Origin of the sequence: Vibrio sp. 10N.222.48.A3 (genome assembly GCF_041475345.1) — a bacterium.
In the GTDB taxonomy this organism is placed as follows: Bacteria; Pseudomonadota; Gammaproteobacteria; order Enterobacterales; family Vibrionaceae; genus Vibrio; species Vibrio tasmaniensis_A.
The window spans coordinates 14852-29827 of record NZ_JBFRVX010000083.1 but is presented as its reverse complement, the minus strand read 5'-3'; the positions used below and the strand labels follow the sequence as shown (position 1 = coordinate 29827).

Sequence of the window (14976 nt, the reverse complement as noted above, 5' to 3'; positions counted from 1 at the left end):
AGGTGCTAGCCGTATCGTAGTGGAATTGCCAGGTGTTCAAGACACGGCTCGTGCTAAAGAAATTTTAGGCGCAACCGCGACTCTTGAATTCCGTGAAGTGGACAGCAGTGCCGATTTGGCCGCTGCAGCTTCTGGCCGTGCTCCTGCTGGTAGTGAAATTAAGCAAGACCGCGATGGTCGTCCTGTAGTACTTAAGAAACGCGTTATCTTAGGCGGTTCTAGCATTACAGATGCAAGCTCAAGTGTTGATGAATATGGTCGCCCACAAGTTAACATCTCGCTAGACAGCGAAGGTGGTAGCAAGATGTCTACATTCTCTCGTCAAAATATCGGTAAGCTAATGGCAACCGTATTTGCAGAGTATAAAGACAGCGGTCGTAAAACACCTGAAGGCCGAGTGATCCTAAGTAAGCACGAAGAAGTGATTAACCAAGCGACGATTCAATCTGCGCTTGGCCGTAACTTCCGTATTACAGGTATCGACTCAACGGCTGAAGCTCATAACTTGGCACTTCTACTACGTGCAGGTGCATTGATTGCGCCTATCTCGATTGTAGAAGAGCGTACGATTGGTCCATCTATGGGTCAACAAAACATCGATATGGGTATCATGGCGATGGTTTGGGGTATGGCTGCAGTAATGCTGTTTACACTGCTTTACTACCGTACTTTCGGTTTGATTGCGAACGTCGCTCTGATGGCTAACTTAGTGTTGATTATTGGTGTGATGTCGATGATTCCTGGCGCGACAATGACGCTACCAGGCATTGCCGGTATCGTATTGACGGTCGGTATGGCAGTCGATGCCAACGTTCTTATCTTTGAGCGTATACGTGAAGAACTTCGAGATGGACGTAGTCCACAACAAGCGATTCACCAAGGTTATGCAAACGCATTTAGTACAATCGCCGATGCCAACATCACCACACTACTAACAGCAATCATTCTATTTGCTGTCGGTACAGGTGCGATTAAAGGCTTCGCGGTAACGTTATCAATCGGTATCTTGACTTCAATGTTTACAGCTATTATCGGAACACGTTGTATCGTGAACCTGATGTATGGCGGCAAACGCGTTAAGAAACTGTCGATCTAAGGCTAGGAATTAATATGTTTCAGATTCTAAAAGCAGACAAAATGATCGACTTCATGCGTTGGTCAAAGGTTGCCTTTTTATTCTCAATCTTGATGATTGGTACTGCCATCTATACTCTAACAACGAAATCGTTGAACTGGGGTCTAGATTTTACTGGTGGTACCCTGATTGAAGTGGGTTTTGAGGAGCCAGCAAACCTACCTGACATTCGAAGCGCACTAGAAGCTGAAGGCTTTGGTGATGCTACGGTTCAGAACTTTGGTTCTGCGCGTGAGGTAATGGTTCGTCTACGTCCACGTGATGGTGTTGCGGGCGAAACGCTTGGTAACCAAATCCTGTCTGCAATTAAAGATGGTACTGGTGAGCAAGTTGAGATGCGTCGTATCGAGTTCGTTGGTCCTAACGTAGGTGACGAATTAACAGAAGCTGGTGGCCTTGCTATCCTTGTTTCTCTGATCTGTATCTTGATCTACGTATCAGTGCGATTTGAATGGCGATTAGCTGCAGGTGCTGTATTAGCCCTAGCGCACGACGTTATCATCACACTAGGTGTGTTCTCTCTAATGCAAATTGAGGTCGACCTTACCATCGTAGCAGCCTTGCTAACGGTAGTCGGTTACTCCCTCAACGATACCATAGTGGTATTTGACCGTATTCGTGAGAACTTCCGTAAGATGCGTAAAGGCGAGGCACCTGAAGTGCTGAACAGCTCAATCACACAAACATTGAGCCGTACATTGATCACTTCTGGTACAACGTTATTCGTAGTTATCGCACTGTTCGTTCAGGGCGGCGCTATGATTCACGGCTTTGCGACTGCACTTCTACTGGGTATTACCGTTGGTACTTACTCTTCTATCTACGTTGCATCTGCACTAGCTATGAAGTTGGGTATTACGCGTGAACACCTAATGCCACCACAAGTGGACAAAGAAGGTGAAGAGTTTGACGAAATGCCTTAGGCCACGGCTTAACAACTTTCGCTAAACCAAAAAAACCGCTGGGCAACTAGCGGTTTTTTTATGTCTGTATATTGTGGGTTAGCTTTTGGAACCGACTGAACATTGTCGTATTTACCAATACCAATACCAATACCAATACCAAGTGCCAAAGTAGCTAAGTCACTATCTAGTGGCGATCTAAATACAGCTTACAGAGCAGTGATTTGTGCTCACTGCAACTAACCGACATTTTGGTCGTATCTCGTATCTCGTATCTCGTATCTCGGATACAAAAAAGCCTCGCAATAGCGAGGCTTTGAAAATCTTCTGCTCTTAACTAAAGAGCATTAACGCAAGGTCTGAATTACTTCAGCATACCTTCGTTAGAGTTCTCACGAACGTGCTTAAGAATAGACTTAACACCACGTGCGCTTGAAGCAACAACATTACCAGAGGTCATGTAATCAGTGCCGCCTGCAAAGTCAGTCATGATAGCACCCGCTTCACGAGCGATTAGATCGCCAGCTGCTAGATCCCATGGCTTAAGGCCTAGTTCTAAGTAACCGTCAACACGGCCAGCTGCTAGGTAACATAGGTCAAGAGCTGGAGAACCAGTACGACGGAAATCAGCACAATCAACGAATAGACCAGAGATGATCTTCATGAAAGATTCAGAGTGTTGTTTTTGCTTGAATGGGAAACCAGTCGCTAGAACAGTACCTTGAAGGTCTTTTAGTTGAGTAACACGCATACGAGCGTTGTTAAGTTGAGCGCCAGCGCCACGTTGAGCTGTGAATAGCTCGTTTAGCATTGGGTCATAAACACAAGCAACTTCTGTACGACCGTTCATGCGAACAGCGATAGATACAGAGAAGTGAGGGAAACCTTTTACAAAGTTGTTGGTGCCATCTAGTGGGTCAACGATCCATTGTACGTCAGAATCTTTACCTTCAGTTAGGCCTGACTCTTCAGAAATAATGCTGTGCTCTGGGTAAGATGATTTGATTGTCTCAATGATCATGTACTCAGCTTCTTGAGCAATGTTAGTAACGTAATCGTTGTTACCTTTTAGAGACGATTCGATCTTATCAGTTGTTTCTAGAGATTTAGCAATATGGTTGCCAGCTTTACGCGCAGCGCGTATCGCAATGTTTAGCATTGGATGCATATGGTTTTTCCCACAAGATGTTAAAGAACAGTTTAAAGCGGCGGCGAGTATACCAAAGTTTCCCCAAAAGGGAAGTGGTTATTTTTTGAACTCTTGATTTCACATTCCGAGAAGGGTCTGACCATTTTACTTAGCTATGTGTTAATATCTCGCGATTATTTTTAAAGTGGTGTCATATAGCATGTTAGACAATGTAAAAGTCGTTCTGGTTGGTACGTCTCATTCGGGAAATATCGGATCAGCAGCTCGCGCAATGAAAGTGATGGGTTTGAGTCAGTTAGTTCTTGTAGACCCTCAATGTGAAGTTGACGAGCAGACCTTAGCACTGGCTGCGGGTGCAGGTGACATCGCGGAAAACGCGACCATCGTTTCTACACTGGATGAAGCAGTAAAAGACTGTGGTTTGGTGGTTGGTTCGAGTGCACGCTCTCGTACGCTTGAATGGCCAATGCTTGAGCCGCGTGAATGTGGACAAAAATTTGCAGTTGAAGGTCAAAAGCACCCTGTAGCGTTAGTGTTTGGCCGTGAGCGCACTGGCTTAACCAATGATGAGCTTCAGAAGTGTCATTTCCATGTATGTATTCCTGCAAACCCAGAATACAGCTCACTAAACCTAGCAATGGCAGTGCAGACTCTGAGCTACGAAGTGCGTGTAGCTCACCTTGATATGGTCGCTAGCCAATATCAGCCACAGCAACAAGATGAGTACCCTCGTCACGAAGAACTAGAAATGTTCTATGAGCACCTTGAAAAAGTGATCATTGATACCCAATTTATCTCTAAGGATAAGCCGGGTCAGGTGATGAATAAACTACGTCGTCTGTTCAGTCGAGCTCGTCCAGAGTTGCAAGAGATCAACACTCTACGCGGCATTTTGACTTCAATTGAGAAGAGCAAAAGCGACAAATAAAGCCCGCACAAACAATAAGGGTGAATACCTGACTAAAATAGTCAACTAAATACTTGACCAATTTAGTCGGGTATGGGAAGATTCCAACCACATAAACAATGTGGATACGGTGTGATATGAAACTTACATCTAAAGGAAGATATGCGGTAACAGCTATGCTAGATGTAGCACTGCATTCGCAAAAAAGCCCAGTTCCTCTGGCTGATATTTCAGAGCGACAAGGCATCTCGTTATCTTACTTAGAACAGCTATTTTCTAAGTTACGTAAAGCTGGCTTAGTTGCTAGTGTTCGTGGTCCTGGCGGTGGTTACCGTTTAGGTGCTGAAGCGAGCGACATCGCTGTCGGAACTGTAATTGCTGCAGTAGACGAATCAGTTGATGCAACTAAGTGTCACGGTCGAGCAGATTGCCAAGGTGGCAGTCGTTGTTTAACTCACACTTTATGGCGTGATTTAAGCTCCCGAATCAGCAGCTTCTTAAACGACATTACGCTCGGTGAGCTAATGAAAGATAACGAAGTTTTAGAGATTTCTGATCGTCAAGATATCGATCTTGCGGTTAATAATGGTTTTGCACATAAAAATACGAGCACTACAACGATTAGTGCAGCACCTCACGGTGTTAATGCCCGCTCTTAGCGGTCAGTTTTTACATTGGAGTAGAAAATGAAACTGCCTATTTACTTTGACTATTCAGCTACATGCCCAGTCGATCCACGTGTTGCTGAAAAAATGGTTCAGTGCATGACGATGGACGGTAACTTCGGTAACCCTGCATCTCGTTCACACCGTTACGGCTGGCAGGCAGAAGAATCAGTAGATAATGCTCGTGAGCAAATTGCCGATCTACTAAATGCAGACCCACGTGAGATTGTTTTTACGTCAGGTGCTACAGAGTCAGATAACCTTGCTATCAAAGGTGCAGCGCACTTTTACGAGAAGAAAGGTAAGCACGTAATCACGTGCAAAACAGAACACAAAGCGGTTCTTGATCCATGTCGCCAACTAGAGCGTGAAGGTTTTGAGGTTACATACCTTGAGCCAGAAGCTAACGGCATCATCGATCTAGACAAGCTACAAGCTGCAATGCGTGAAGATACTGTTCTAGTTTCTATCATGCACGTAAACAACGAGATTGGTGTAATCCAAGATATCGGTGCAATCGGCGAATTATGTCGTGCACGCAAGATTATCTTCCACGTTGATGCGGCGCAGTCTGCGGGTAAAATCCCACTAGACGTAAAAGAGATGAAAGTTGATCTTATCTCTATGTCTGCACACAAAGCATACGGCCCTAAAGGCATCGGTGCTTTGTACGTTCGTCGTAAGCCACGTATTCGCCTTGAAGCGCAAATGCACGGTGGCGGTCATGAACGTGGTTTCCGTTCTGGTACGCTTGCTACTCACCAAATCGTGGGTATGGGCGAAGCGTTTGCTATCGCTAAGCAAGACATGCAGAAAGATTACGACCACGCACTAGCACTTCGTGAGCGCCTATTGAAAGGTGTTCAAGATCTAGAAGCAGTAACCGTAAACGGCGACTTAGACCAACGTGTACCACACAACCTAAACGTGAGCTTCGCTTTCGTTGAAGGTGAGTCTCTGCTTATGTCTCTAAAAGACCTAGCGGTATCATCAGGTTCTGCATGTACATCAGCAAGCCTAGAGCCTTCATACGTTCTACGTGCTCTTGGTCTGAACGATGAACTGGCACACAGCTCAGTACGTTTCTCATTCGGCCGTTTCACAACGGAAGAAGAAATCGACTACGCGATTGCACAAATCCGTGTAGCGGTAAACAAATTACGCGACATGTCTCCTCTATGGGATATGTATAAAGAAGGGATTGATTTGAACACTGTTGAGTGGGCTCATCACTAATCTCACGGAAATAGAGGATTCGAGGTAACTATCATGGCATATAGCGAAAAAGTAATTGATCACTACGAAAACCCACGTAACGTAGGTTCGTTTGATAAAGAAGACCCAAGTGTAGGTAGCGGCATGGTTGGCGCACCGGCTTGTGGTGACGTAATGAAACTGCAAATCAAAGTATCTGCAGAAGGTATTATTGAAGACGCAAAATTCAAGACTTACGGTTGCGGTAGCGCAATCGCTTCTAGCTCACTGGTTACAGAGTGGGTTAAAGGTAAAAGTATTGATGAAGCTGCTGCTATTAAAAACTCTGAAATCGCAGAAGAGCTTGAGTTGCCACCAGTGAAAGTTCACTGTTCAATTCTTGCTGAAGATGCAATCAAAGCAGCTGTTGCGGATTACAAAAAGAAGCACTAATCGCTTCAATACCGTAATTACGTCGACAAAATAAGTAATATTTTGGAGCACCCTTTGTGCTCCCACCTGAGTTCTCAATTTATATAAAACACAAGGTTGTAGTATGGCCATCACCATGACAGATACGGCAGCAAGCCGAGTTCAAGCTTTCCTAGATAACCGTGGTAAAGGTCTCGGGTTACGCTTAGCAGTAAAAACTACTGGCTGTTCGGGTATGGCGTATGTACTGGAATTCGTTGACGAGCTTAACGAAGAAGACGAAGTGTTTGAGCACTCAGGTGTTAAGGTCATCATTGATCCAAAGAGCCTAGTATACCTAGACGGTACTGAGCTTGATTATGTAAAAGAAGGCCTAAACGAAGGTTTTGAATTCAACAACCCGAACGCGAAAGGCGAATGTGGTTGTGGTGAGAGCTTCAATGTTTAAACGCTTGAATCGTTAAGCGTTGTAAGCGAAGAATAAAATTAGGCTCTGAACAAAGAGCCTAAACTTAGGACCACCTTTACATGAATCATTTCGAATTATTTGGGCTACCACTTCAGTTTCAACTGGATGGTAGCCTTCTTTCTTCTCAGTTTAGAGATCTGCAACGCCAATTCCATCCTGATAAATTTGCGATAGCTTCTGAGCGTGACCGCTTATTAGCCGTGCAAAAAGCGGCACAAATCAACGATGCGTATCAGGTATTGAAGAATCCAATCAGCCGAGCAGAATACCTGCTAGTTCAACACGGTGAAGACATTCGTGGCGAACAACAAACCATGCAAGATCCGATGTTCCTGATGGAGCAAATGGAACTGCGTGAAGAGCTGGAAGATATCGCAGACAGTTCTGATCCTGAAGATGCGCTATTTGCATTTGAAGGCAAGGTTAGCAAAATGTATAAACAACAATTAAGCGCTATCCAACAAGAACTCGAAAGCGAAGCTTGGCTAGAAGCTGCAGACCGAGTAAGAAAGCTTAAGTTTATTGCAAAATTAAAGAATGAAATCGAATTAGTTGAAGATCGTTTGATCGGCTAGTTTGTATAACAAGGACACATCCATGGCACTACTTCAGATTGCAGAACCAGGGCAAAGCGCCGCTCCTCACCAGCACAAGCTTGCTGTGGGTATTGATTTAGGTACAACAAACTCGTTGGTTGCTGCAGTACGCAGTGGCGAGGCAAGTACACTCGTTGATCAACAAGGTCGAAGCATTTTACCTTCAGTTGTTCACTATACGTCAGAGTCGTACACCACTGGCGATGAAGCTCGTGCTAACGCGCAGACTGACCCTAAAAATACCATTATCTCAGTTAAGCGATTAATCGGTCGTTCACTGTCAGATATTCAACAGCGATACCCGTCTCTGCCATATCAGTTTGAAGAAAGTGATAATGGTTTACCTGTGATCCGCACAGAACAAGGCAACAAGAACCCAATCCAGGTTTCTGCGGATATTCTACGAGCGCTTGGCCAACGTGCTGAGTCTACGTTAGGCGGTGAGTTATCTGGCGCCGTAATTACGGTTCCTGCGTATTTTGATGATGCACAGCGTGCTGGTACGAAAGACGCGGCTCAACTTGCTGGTCTTCACGTGTTACGTCTTCTTAATGAACCTACTGCGGCAGCGATTGCTTACGGTCTGGATTCAGGTAAAGAAGGGGTGATTGCGGTTTATGACCTTGGCGGTGGCACGTTTGATATCTCTATCTTACGCCTGTCTAAAGGTGTTTTTGAAGTATTAGCAACGGGTGGCGACTCTGCATTAGGCGGAGACGACTTTGACCACTTGATCGCAGAGCACTTCCAAGAGCAAATGGGCTTATCAGAGCTAACCGCAGAACAGAATCGTATTCTTCTAGATGCAGCAACAGAAGCGAAGATTGGCTTATCTGAAGCTGAAAGCGTTAATGTTGAAGTGTTGGGTTGGGCTGGTTCATTAACTCGTGAAGAGTTTGAAGACATCATTAAGCCGCTTGTTAAGAAAACACTGCTTTCATGTCGTCGTGCATTGAAAGATGCTGAAGTTGACGCGGATGATGTTCTAGAAGTCGTGATGGTCGGCGGTTCAACTCGTACGTTACTTGTACGTGAAATGGTCGGTGACTTTTTTGGTCGTACGCCATTAACCAGCATTAACCCAGATGAAGTGGTTGCGATTGGCGCTTCTATCCAAGCGGATATCTTAGTCGGCAACAAGCCTGACTCTGAAATGCTGCTGCTTGATGTTATTCCTCTTTCCCTAGGTATCGAAACGATGGGTGGCTTGGTCGAAAAGATCATCCCACGCAATACCACGATCCCTGTTGCTCGCGCACAAGAATTTACCACGTTCAAAGACGGTCAAACTGCAATGACAGTACACACCGTGCAAGGTGAACGTGAGATGGTTGATGACTGTCGTTCATTGGCTCGTTTTGCTCTAAAAGGCATTCCACCAATGGCTGCTGGTGCGGCGCATATTCGTGTGACTTACCAAGTAGATGCTGATGGCCTGCTATCGGTGACTGCTATGGAGAAGAGCACAGGTGTTCAAGCTGAAATTCAGGTTAAACCGTCTTACGGCTTAAGCGATAATGAAGTGGCGAATATGCTGAAAGATTCGATGACGTTTGCTAAGGAAGACATGCAAGCGCGTGCTCTCGCTGAACAACGTGTAGAAGCAGATCGTGTTATCGAAGGTCTTATTGCAGCAATGCAAGCTGATGGCGATGAGCTGCTTGATGAGCAAGAAAAACAGCTCCTTCTGCAAGCTATTGAAGCACTGATTGAAGTGCGTAATGGCGAAAGCGCTGATGCCATCGAACTAGAAATTAAGAATACCGACAAAGCGAGCCAAGACTTTGCTTCTCGTCGTATGGATAAATCAATTCGAGCTGCACTGTCAGGTCAGTCAGTCGATAATATTTAATAGTTAGAGAATAGATAAACATGCCAAAGATTATTGTTTTACCTCACGAAGATCTATGTCCAGAAGGCGCTGTTTTAGAAGCAAAAACTGGTGAGACGGTTCTTGATGTTGCATTGAAGGCCGGTATTGGTATTGAACACGCATGTGAGAAGTCGTGTGCATGTACTACATGTCACGTCGTGATTCGTGAAGGTTTCGACTCTTTAGAAGAGAGTGATGACCTAGAAGACGACATGCTAGATAAAGCATGGGGTTTAGAGATGGAATCTCGCCTTGGTTGCCAAGCTAAAGTGGCTGATACTGACCTTGTAGTTGAAATTCCAAAGTACACACTGAACTTAGCTTCTGAAGAGCACTAAGAAATAAGCTCGACCAAAACTGTTAGTAAAGCTGGCATAGAATATAAGTCACTAAGATGACAAATCGTCGCTGATAAAGATAAGGAAATGTTATGAGTTTGAAATGGATTGATTCGCGAGATATTGCGATTGAACTATGTGATTTATACCCAGATACCGATCCTAAAACAGTACGCTTCACGGACTTGCATCAATGGGTGCTAGATCTTGAAGATTTTGATGATGAGCCGAATCACTCGAATGAGAAAATTCTAGAGGCCATTATATTGTGCTGGATGGATGAGATGGATTAATCCTCTTGTCTAATCACTTGGTCGCGGGTTGGTATCAGTCCAATGTAAAACGCAGCCAAGTTAACAATTCTTACTAAAAAAAGCGGACCTTATGGTCCGTTTTTTTATCAAAATGACATTTTCCTCCTACATAATGCTAACATCAGTGCGCTAATAAAAAACAATCAGAATCACATACTCAAAGTGGTTCATGACAAGGAGAAATCATGTCTACACAGATGTCAGTATTTTTAAGTCAAGAAGCTGCCCAGCCTCAGTGGGGAGCAAGAGCTATTTTATCGTTTTCAGAAGCGGGAGCGACAATTCACATTGGTGAAGGCCACGATCTAGGCGCAGTTCAACGTGCAGGTCGTACGCTTGACGGACAAGGTATCGCATTGGTTGCACTTAGCGGTAAAGGCTGGGATCTAGAAAGTGTTTGGGCTTTTTACCAAGGCTACCGTGGACCAAAGAAAAAGAATGCATTGGAGTGGGATGCTCTAGCTGAAGCTGATCAAGTTGAATTAGAAGCACGTATCCGCGCGACAGATTGGACTCGTGACATCATCAACAAAACGGCTGAAGAAGTTGCCCCTCGTCAATTAGCTACAATGGCAGCTGAATACATCAAGTCAGTGGCACCAGCAGGCACTGTTAAAGCGAAAATCGTTAAAGACAAAGATCTCCTAACTGAAGGTTGGGAAGGCATCTATGCGGTAGGCCGCGGCTCTGAGCGTACTTCTGCAATGCTTCAACTGGACTTCAACCCAACCGGCGATGAAAACGCACCCGTGTTTGCTTGTCTTGTGGGTAAAGGTATCACTTTCGACTCAGGCGGTTACAGCATTAAGCCAGGTCAATTCATGACAGCAATGAAGGCTGACATGGGTGGCGCCGCGACTATTACCGGTGGTTTAGGTCTTGCGATTGAACGTGGCCTGAACAAGCGCATCAAGCTTATCTTATGTTGTGCAGAGAATATGATCTCTGGTCGTGCATTGAAGCTTGGCGACATCATTACTTACAAAAATGGTAAGACTGTCGAGATCATGAATACCGATGCGGAAGGTCGTTTAGTTTTGGCTGATGGCCTGATGTTCGCAAGCGCTCAGAATCCTGAGTTGATCATCGACTGTGCAACGCTAACTGGCGCGGCTAAAAATGCATTAGGTAACGACTACCACGCATTATTGAGCTTTGATGATGAGTTGTCTCATCAAGCACTAACGGCTGCGAACCAAGAGAAAGAAGGTCTATGGCCATTGCCGCTTGCTGATTTCCACCGTGGTATGTTGCCTTCAAACTTTGCTGATCTTTCAAACATCAGCTCTGGTGATTACACTCCGGGTGCAAGTACAGCTGCCGCGTTCCTTTCTTACTTTGTAGATGACTACAAAAAAGGTTGGATTCACATGGATTGCGCGGGTACTTACCGCAAGTCATCAAGTGATAAGTGGGCTGCAGGCGCGACTGGTATGGGTGTTCGTACACTGGCTCGTCTTCTTATCGACCAAGCAAAATAATAATAAGAGTGAGCGGTATTTCGATACCGCTTATTCATAAACTCAGATCGAATGATCTTAGTAATTTCAGTATTTAATAACAAAAAAATGAAGTGAAGGAATCCCTATGGCTCTAGAAAGAACGTTCTCAATTGTTAAGCCGGATGCAGTTAAGCGTAACCTTGTCGGTGAAATCTACCACCGCATTGAAAAAGCTGGCCTACAGATTATTGCCGCTAAAATGGTTTCTCTTACAGAAGCGCAAGCAAGTGGCTTCTATGCAGAACATGAAGGTAAAGATTTCTTTGGACCACTAAAAGAGTTCATGACTTCTGGTCCTATCATGGTTCAAGTACTTGAAGGCGAAAATGCGATCGCTCGTTACCGTGAACTAATGGGTAAAACTAACCCAGAAGAAGCTGCATGCGGCACTATCCGTGCTGACTACGCAATCAGCATGCGTTACAACTCAGTACACGGCAGTGATAGCCCTGAATCTGCGGCTCGCGAAATCGAATTCTTCTTCCCAGAATCTGAAATTTGCCCGCGTCCAGCTGAATAAGCAGACAACAGCAAGTCTCAATAAAGGCTTCACTTCGGTGAAGCCTTTTTCATTTCTGGTGAGTTCTCGTGTTATTCCTGAGAGTGAAGAAGGAGCATATCAGGAGTCTGAGTTTACTATTGGAGATTCCAGATACCTCGTTCCTCGGTTCTGGAATGACGAACAAGTCGCGTTAGTAGGAGGTCGGAGAGGGTGCGAGTATTAGGTGGTTAAAGCCCGTCATTCCCGAAAGCGACGGAGGAGCGTAATCGGGAATCTCTCTTTGAATTGGCCGAACTTAAGCAGGTAAATTTGACTGTGTGAATTTTAATCACTTAAGTTTGAATGTCTTAGTAAACACAAGGTTTTACAGTGCTTGTTGAAGTCGCGTAAAGGCTGTACAATTCGCGCCCTTAATTATTGTTCCGTCATTGAGAGGCATCATGACCACAGCTAAAGTCAATCTACTCGATTTTGATCGTAAAGGTCTTCGTAAATTTTTCACAGAAGAACTGAATGAGAAAGCGTTTCGAGCAGAGCAAGTGATGAAGTGGATTTATCACTTCGGTGTCGATGACTTCGAACAAATGAACAACATCAACAAAAAGTTACGTGAGAAACTGCTGCATCGCTGTGAGATTGTTGCACCTATCGTTTCTGAAGCTCAGCACTCTGCGGATGGCACCATTAAATGGGCGATGAGCGTTGGTGACCAAGACGTTGAGACTGTATACATCCCAGATGGTGATCGTGCGACGCTATGTGTTTCTTCGCAAGTAGGCTGCGCGCTTGAATGTAAATTCTGCTCTACGGCTCAACAAGGCTTCAACCGTAACCTGAAAGTTTCAGAGATCGTTGGTCAAATCTGGCGTGCTGCACGTGAAATCGGTTTAGAGAAAGAAACGGGTCGTCGTCCAATTACTAACGTCGTAATGATGGGTATGGGTGAACCTCTATTGAACATGAAGAACCTAATTCCATCATTGGAGCTGATGCTTGATGATCTAGGTTTCTCACTGTCTAAGCGTCGTGTAACAGTATCAACATCTGGTGTTGTTTCTGGTCTTGATCAGATGACAGACAACATCGATGTAGCTCTGGCTATTTCTCTACACGCACCAAACGATGCACTACGTAGCCAAATCATGCCAATCAACGATCGTTGGGATATCCAAGACTTCCTAGCATCGGTTCGTCGCTACATTGCTTCTTCAAATGCTAACCGCGGCAAAGTAACGGTTGAGTACGTTCTGTTGGATCATGTGAATGATGATATGGACCACGCTCGTGAACTTGCTGAGCTAATGAAAGATACGCCTTGTAAGATCAACTTGATTCCATTTAACCCTTATCCGGGTTCGCCTTATAAGAAGCCAAGCAACTCTCGTATTGATCGCTTCCAAAAAACGCTGATGGAATACAACTACACAGTTACGGTTCGTAAAACTCGTGGTGATGATATTGATGCCGCATGTGGTCAGCTGGTTGGTGATGTTATTGATAGAACCAAGCGTACTAAAATGCTGAAAGCCGCCTCTGAAGCTAACTTGATCGCAGGTGATGTGATTCAAGTAAAAGCGGTTTAAATACCATTTAGATCTAAACAAGCCAGAAGGATTCCTTCTGGCTTGTTGCTTTTCTGGAAGGTGAATTTCCAATAATTGGATTTTTTCCCCACGCTTTCTTACATTTTTCGTCAAATTTTGGACAAAACCATGAGCTGACGGTAAATTTTGTTTAAAGTGTTTTTGCCTTGCAATGGCATTAGCTTATGATTAACTCATCTTAAATTAATTTAAGTGCTCGCTTGTTACCCGATAATCATCAATGTGTCTATTTAGGTTGGCTACTTGATAAACTAGCTTCCTGAGAAGGTCATCCATAGTCAATGGGTGATGTTCGTCTTTAAGGGTTGATGATTTAGATAACAGGAAAAATTCCACACAAAGTGGGTTGTTAGATTGAGCTTAAACGACAATAAAAATGCTCTCATCAACCTGCGATAATACTTTAGAAGTTCACTCTCTATGAACACAGAACACGAAACACAAACAAAAGAAACTGTCGCTCCAGAAATCGAAGCGGGAACGCTGCTTAAAAATAAACGAGAATCTCTTGGTTTAACACAAAAGCAGATTTCTGATCGTTTAAAGCTGCGCGTTACGCTGATCCAACAAATTGAAGAAAACCAATTCGAGTCAGATCAAGTTGCCACCTTTATGCGTGGCTACATTCGTTCATACGCGAAATACGTCAATCTTGACGAAAAGGTCGTATTGAGCGCACTCCATCATGCTGGTGACGCTCAACATCAAGAACAAGAAATGTTGAGCTTTTCTCGTAAGACCAAAACCGAGAAGCACAACAGCCGTATTATGATCCTTACTTGGAGCATTTTTGCGGTAATTGCGGGTATCTCCTCACTGTGGTGGTGGCAGAACCAACAACAAGACACCCTATCTCAATCTTTAGCTAATACTGAAAGCTCAGAAGAGCTAGCTGTAGAAGAATCACTTGCCCCTGAATTCACCTCTTTAGAAGTGATTGAAGCTGAACAAAATGAAGAGGGTTCTTCTGTTGTTGAAAGTACTGATGACCTTGCTGCGATAAGCGATGCGGAAGATTCTGTTACTTCAACTGACGAAACTACTGCACAGCAAGCAACAGAGACAGAACAAACTGCTGAAGTTGCTGTTAATGCTGAAATTGCTGCTAATGCAGAAGCTGTTGAAGCAAGCACTGCGCCTGAAGCTGTGATTAACGAGTTAGTGATGCAGTTCTCTGCTGATTGCTGGATCCAAGTGAAAGATGCTTCGGGCAAAACCTTGTCGACTGGCATCAAAAAAGCAGGTCAGTCGTTAAATCTATCAGGAACTGCGCCATATAAAGTGATTCTAGGTGCGCCAGAGGGCGTATCGATGACATTTGCAAGTGAACCTGTCGACCTTTCTGGGTATACTTCAGGCAAAGTAGCTAGAATAACCTTACCTTAGAGTTAAT

Annotated in this window: 16 protein-coding genes; 15 read left to right on the top strand and 1 reads right to left on the bottom strand. The window is 44.5% G+C overall.

Going from position 1 to position 14976, the window contains the following annotated elements; translation table 11 throughout:
• Both secD and secF read left to right on the top strand, forming a co-directional pair.
• On the top strand, window positions 1-1096 hold a 1096-nt coding region (gene secD, locus AB4653_RS03245; RefSeq protein WP_372103318.1), incomplete at its 5' end, for a protein translocase subunit SecD.
• A gap of 14 nt (window positions 1097-1110) precedes the next feature.
• A complete protein-coding gene (gene secF / locus AB4653_RS03240) occupies window positions 1111-2058 on the top strand; it encodes a protein translocase subunit SecF (RefSeq protein ID WP_009848283.1) in 948 nt (315 codons plus the stop codon).
• Between the two features lie 343 nt (window positions 2059-2401).
• On the opposite strand, the gene suhB is transcribed toward secF, so the two are convergent.
• A complete protein-coding gene (gene suhB / locus AB4653_RS03235) occupies window positions 2402-3205 on the bottom strand; it encodes an inositol-1-monophosphatase (protein ID WP_009848284.1) in 804 nt (267 codons plus the stop codon).
• Window positions 3206-3386: 181 nt separating this feature from the next.
• Here suhB and trmJ point away from each other — a divergent pair, with 181 nt between their 5' ends.
• The 13 genes from trmJ (at window position 3387) to rodZ (ending at window position 14969) form a co-directional block, all read left to right on the top strand.
• Window positions 3387-4115: a tRNA (cytosine(32)/uridine(32)-2'-O)-methyltransferase TrmJ gene (trmJ, locus tag AB4653_RS03230; protein ID WP_009848285.1), complete on the top strand. Its 729-nt coding sequence runs from the start codon at window positions 3387-3389 to the stop codon at window positions 4113-4115.
• Window positions 4116-4231: 116 nt separating this feature from the next.
• A complete protein-coding gene (gene iscR, locus AB4653_RS03225; RefSeq protein ID WP_010440512.1) occupies window positions 4232-4753 on the top strand; it encodes a Fe-S cluster assembly transcriptional regulator IscR in 522 nt (173 codons plus the stop codon).
• A 27-nt stretch (window positions 4754-4780) separates the two neighbouring features.
• Window positions 4781-5995: an IscS subfamily cysteine desulfurase gene (locus AB4653_RS03220; protein WP_009848287.1), complete on the top strand. Its 1215-nt coding sequence runs from the start codon at window positions 4781-4783 to the stop codon at window positions 5993-5995.
• Between the two features lie 33 nt (window positions 5996-6028).
• On the top strand, window positions 6029-6406 hold the full coding sequence (iscU, locus tag AB4653_RS03215; protein WP_004735094.1) for a Fe-S cluster assembly scaffold IscU: 378 nt from the start codon (window positions 6029-6031) through the stop codon (window positions 6404-6406).
• 103 nt (window positions 6407-6509) lie between these two features.
• Window positions 6510-6833, top strand: coding sequence for an iron-sulfur cluster assembly protein IscA (gene iscA, locus AB4653_RS03210; RefSeq protein WP_004735095.1), 324 nt, complete (start codon window positions 6510-6512; stop codon window positions 6831-6833).
• Window positions 6834-6913: 80 nt separating this feature from the next.
• The gene (gene hscB / locus AB4653_RS03205) at window positions 6914-7429 is read left to right on the top strand and encodes a co-chaperone HscB (protein WP_009848288.1); all 516 of its coding nucleotides are present in this window, start codon (window positions 6914-6916) and stop codon (window positions 7427-7429) included.
• A 22-nt stretch (window positions 7430-7451) separates the two neighbouring features.
• The gene (hscA, locus tag AB4653_RS03200; protein ID WP_102258222.1) at window positions 7452-9302 is read left to right on the top strand and encodes a Fe-S protein assembly chaperone HscA; all 1851 of its coding nucleotides are present in this window, start codon (window positions 7452-7454) and stop codon (window positions 9300-9302) included.
• Window positions 9303-9322: 20 nt separating this feature from the next.
• Window positions 9323-9661, top strand: a complete 339-nt coding sequence (gene fdx, locus AB4653_RS03195; protein ID WP_004735098.1) for an ISC system 2Fe-2S type ferredoxin — start codon at window positions 9323-9325, stop codon at window positions 9659-9661.
• Window positions 9662-9753: 92 nt separating this feature from the next.
• Window positions 9754-9954, top strand: a complete 201-nt coding sequence (iscX, locus tag AB4653_RS03190; protein WP_004735099.1) for a Fe-S cluster assembly protein IscX — start codon at window positions 9754-9756, stop codon at window positions 9952-9954.
• A gap of 206 nt (window positions 9955-10160) precedes the next feature.
• On the top strand, window positions 10161-11456 hold the full coding sequence (gene pepB / locus AB4653_RS03185) for an aminopeptidase PepB (RefSeq protein ID WP_009848290.1): 1296 nt from the start codon (window positions 10161-10163) through the stop codon (window positions 11454-11456).
• A 106-nt stretch (window positions 11457-11562) separates the two neighbouring features.
• A complete protein-coding gene (ndk, locus tag AB4653_RS03180; RefSeq protein WP_009848291.1) occupies window positions 11563-11997 on the top strand; it encodes a nucleoside-diphosphate kinase in 435 nt (144 codons plus the stop codon).
• A gap of 422 nt (window positions 11998-12419) precedes the next feature.
• Window positions 12420-13562, top strand: a complete 1143-nt coding sequence (locus tag AB4653_RS03175) for a bifunctional tRNA (adenosine(37)-C2)-methyltransferase TrmG/ribosomal RNA large subunit methyltransferase RlmN (protein WP_009848292.1) — start codon at window positions 12420-12422, stop codon at window positions 13560-13562.
• Between the two features lie 441 nt (window positions 13563-14003).
• Complete coding sequence (rodZ, locus tag AB4653_RS03170; RefSeq protein WP_009848293.1) at window positions 14004-14969, top strand: cytoskeleton protein RodZ; 966 nt, start codon at window positions 14004-14006, stop codon at window positions 14967-14969.
• Window positions 14970-14976: the final 7 nt, after the last annotated feature.

What these genes read in the sequence shown, in the direction of transcription:
- fdx (WP_004735098.1), top strand. Translation starts at nt 9,323, where the DNA reads ATGCCAAAGATTATTGTTTTACCTCACGAAGATCTATGTCCAGAAGGC.
- suhB (WP_009848284.1), bottom strand. Translation starts at nt 3,205, where the DNA reads ATGCATCCAATGCTAAACATTGCGATACGCGCTGCGCGTAAAGCTGGC.
- trmJ (WP_009848285.1), top strand. Translation starts at nt 3,387, where the DNA reads ATGTTAGACAATGTAAAAGTCGTTCTGGTTGGTACGTCTCATTCGGGA.
- iscA (WP_004735095.1), top strand. Translation starts at nt 6,510, where the DNA reads ATGGCCATCACCATGACAGATACGGCAGCAAGCCGAGTTCAAGCTTTC.
- pepB (WP_009848290.1), top strand. Translation starts at nt 10,161, where the DNA reads ATGTCTACACAGATGTCAGTATTTTTAAGTCAAGAAGCTGCCCAGCCT.
- hscA (WP_102258222.1), top strand. Translation starts at nt 7,452, where the DNA reads ATGGCACTACTTCAGATTGCAGAACCAGGGCAAAGCGCCGCTCCTCAC.
- iscU (WP_004735094.1), top strand. Translation starts at nt 6,029, where the DNA reads ATGGCATATAGCGAAAAAGTAATTGATCACTACGAAAACCCACGTAAC.
- rodZ (WP_009848293.1), top strand. Translation starts at nt 14,004, where the DNA reads ATGAACACAGAACACGAAACACAAACAAAAGAAACTGTCGCTCCAGAA.
- secF (WP_009848283.1), top strand. Translation starts at nt 1,111, where the DNA reads ATGTTTCAGATTCTAAAAGCAGACAAAATGATCGACTTCATGCGTTGG.
- AB4653_RS03175 (WP_009848292.1), top strand. Translation starts at nt 12,420, where the DNA reads ATGACCACAGCTAAAGTCAATCTACTCGATTTTGATCGTAAAGGTCTT.
- AB4653_RS03220 (WP_009848287.1), top strand. Translation starts at nt 4,781, where the DNA reads ATGAAACTGCCTATTTACTTTGACTATTCAGCTACATGCCCAGTCGAT.
- ndk (WP_009848291.1), top strand. Translation starts at nt 11,563, where the DNA reads ATGGCTCTAGAAAGAACGTTCTCAATTGTTAAGCCGGATGCAGTTAAG.
- iscX (WP_004735099.1), top strand. Translation starts at nt 9,754, where the DNA reads ATGAGTTTGAAATGGATTGATTCGCGAGATATTGCGATTGAACTATGT.
- hscB (WP_009848288.1), top strand. Translation starts at nt 6,914, where the DNA reads ATGAATCATTTCGAATTATTTGGGCTACCACTTCAGTTTCAACTGGAT.
- iscR (WP_010440512.1), top strand. Translation starts at nt 4,232, where the DNA reads ATGAAACTTACATCTAAAGGAAGATATGCGGTAACAGCTATGCTAGAT.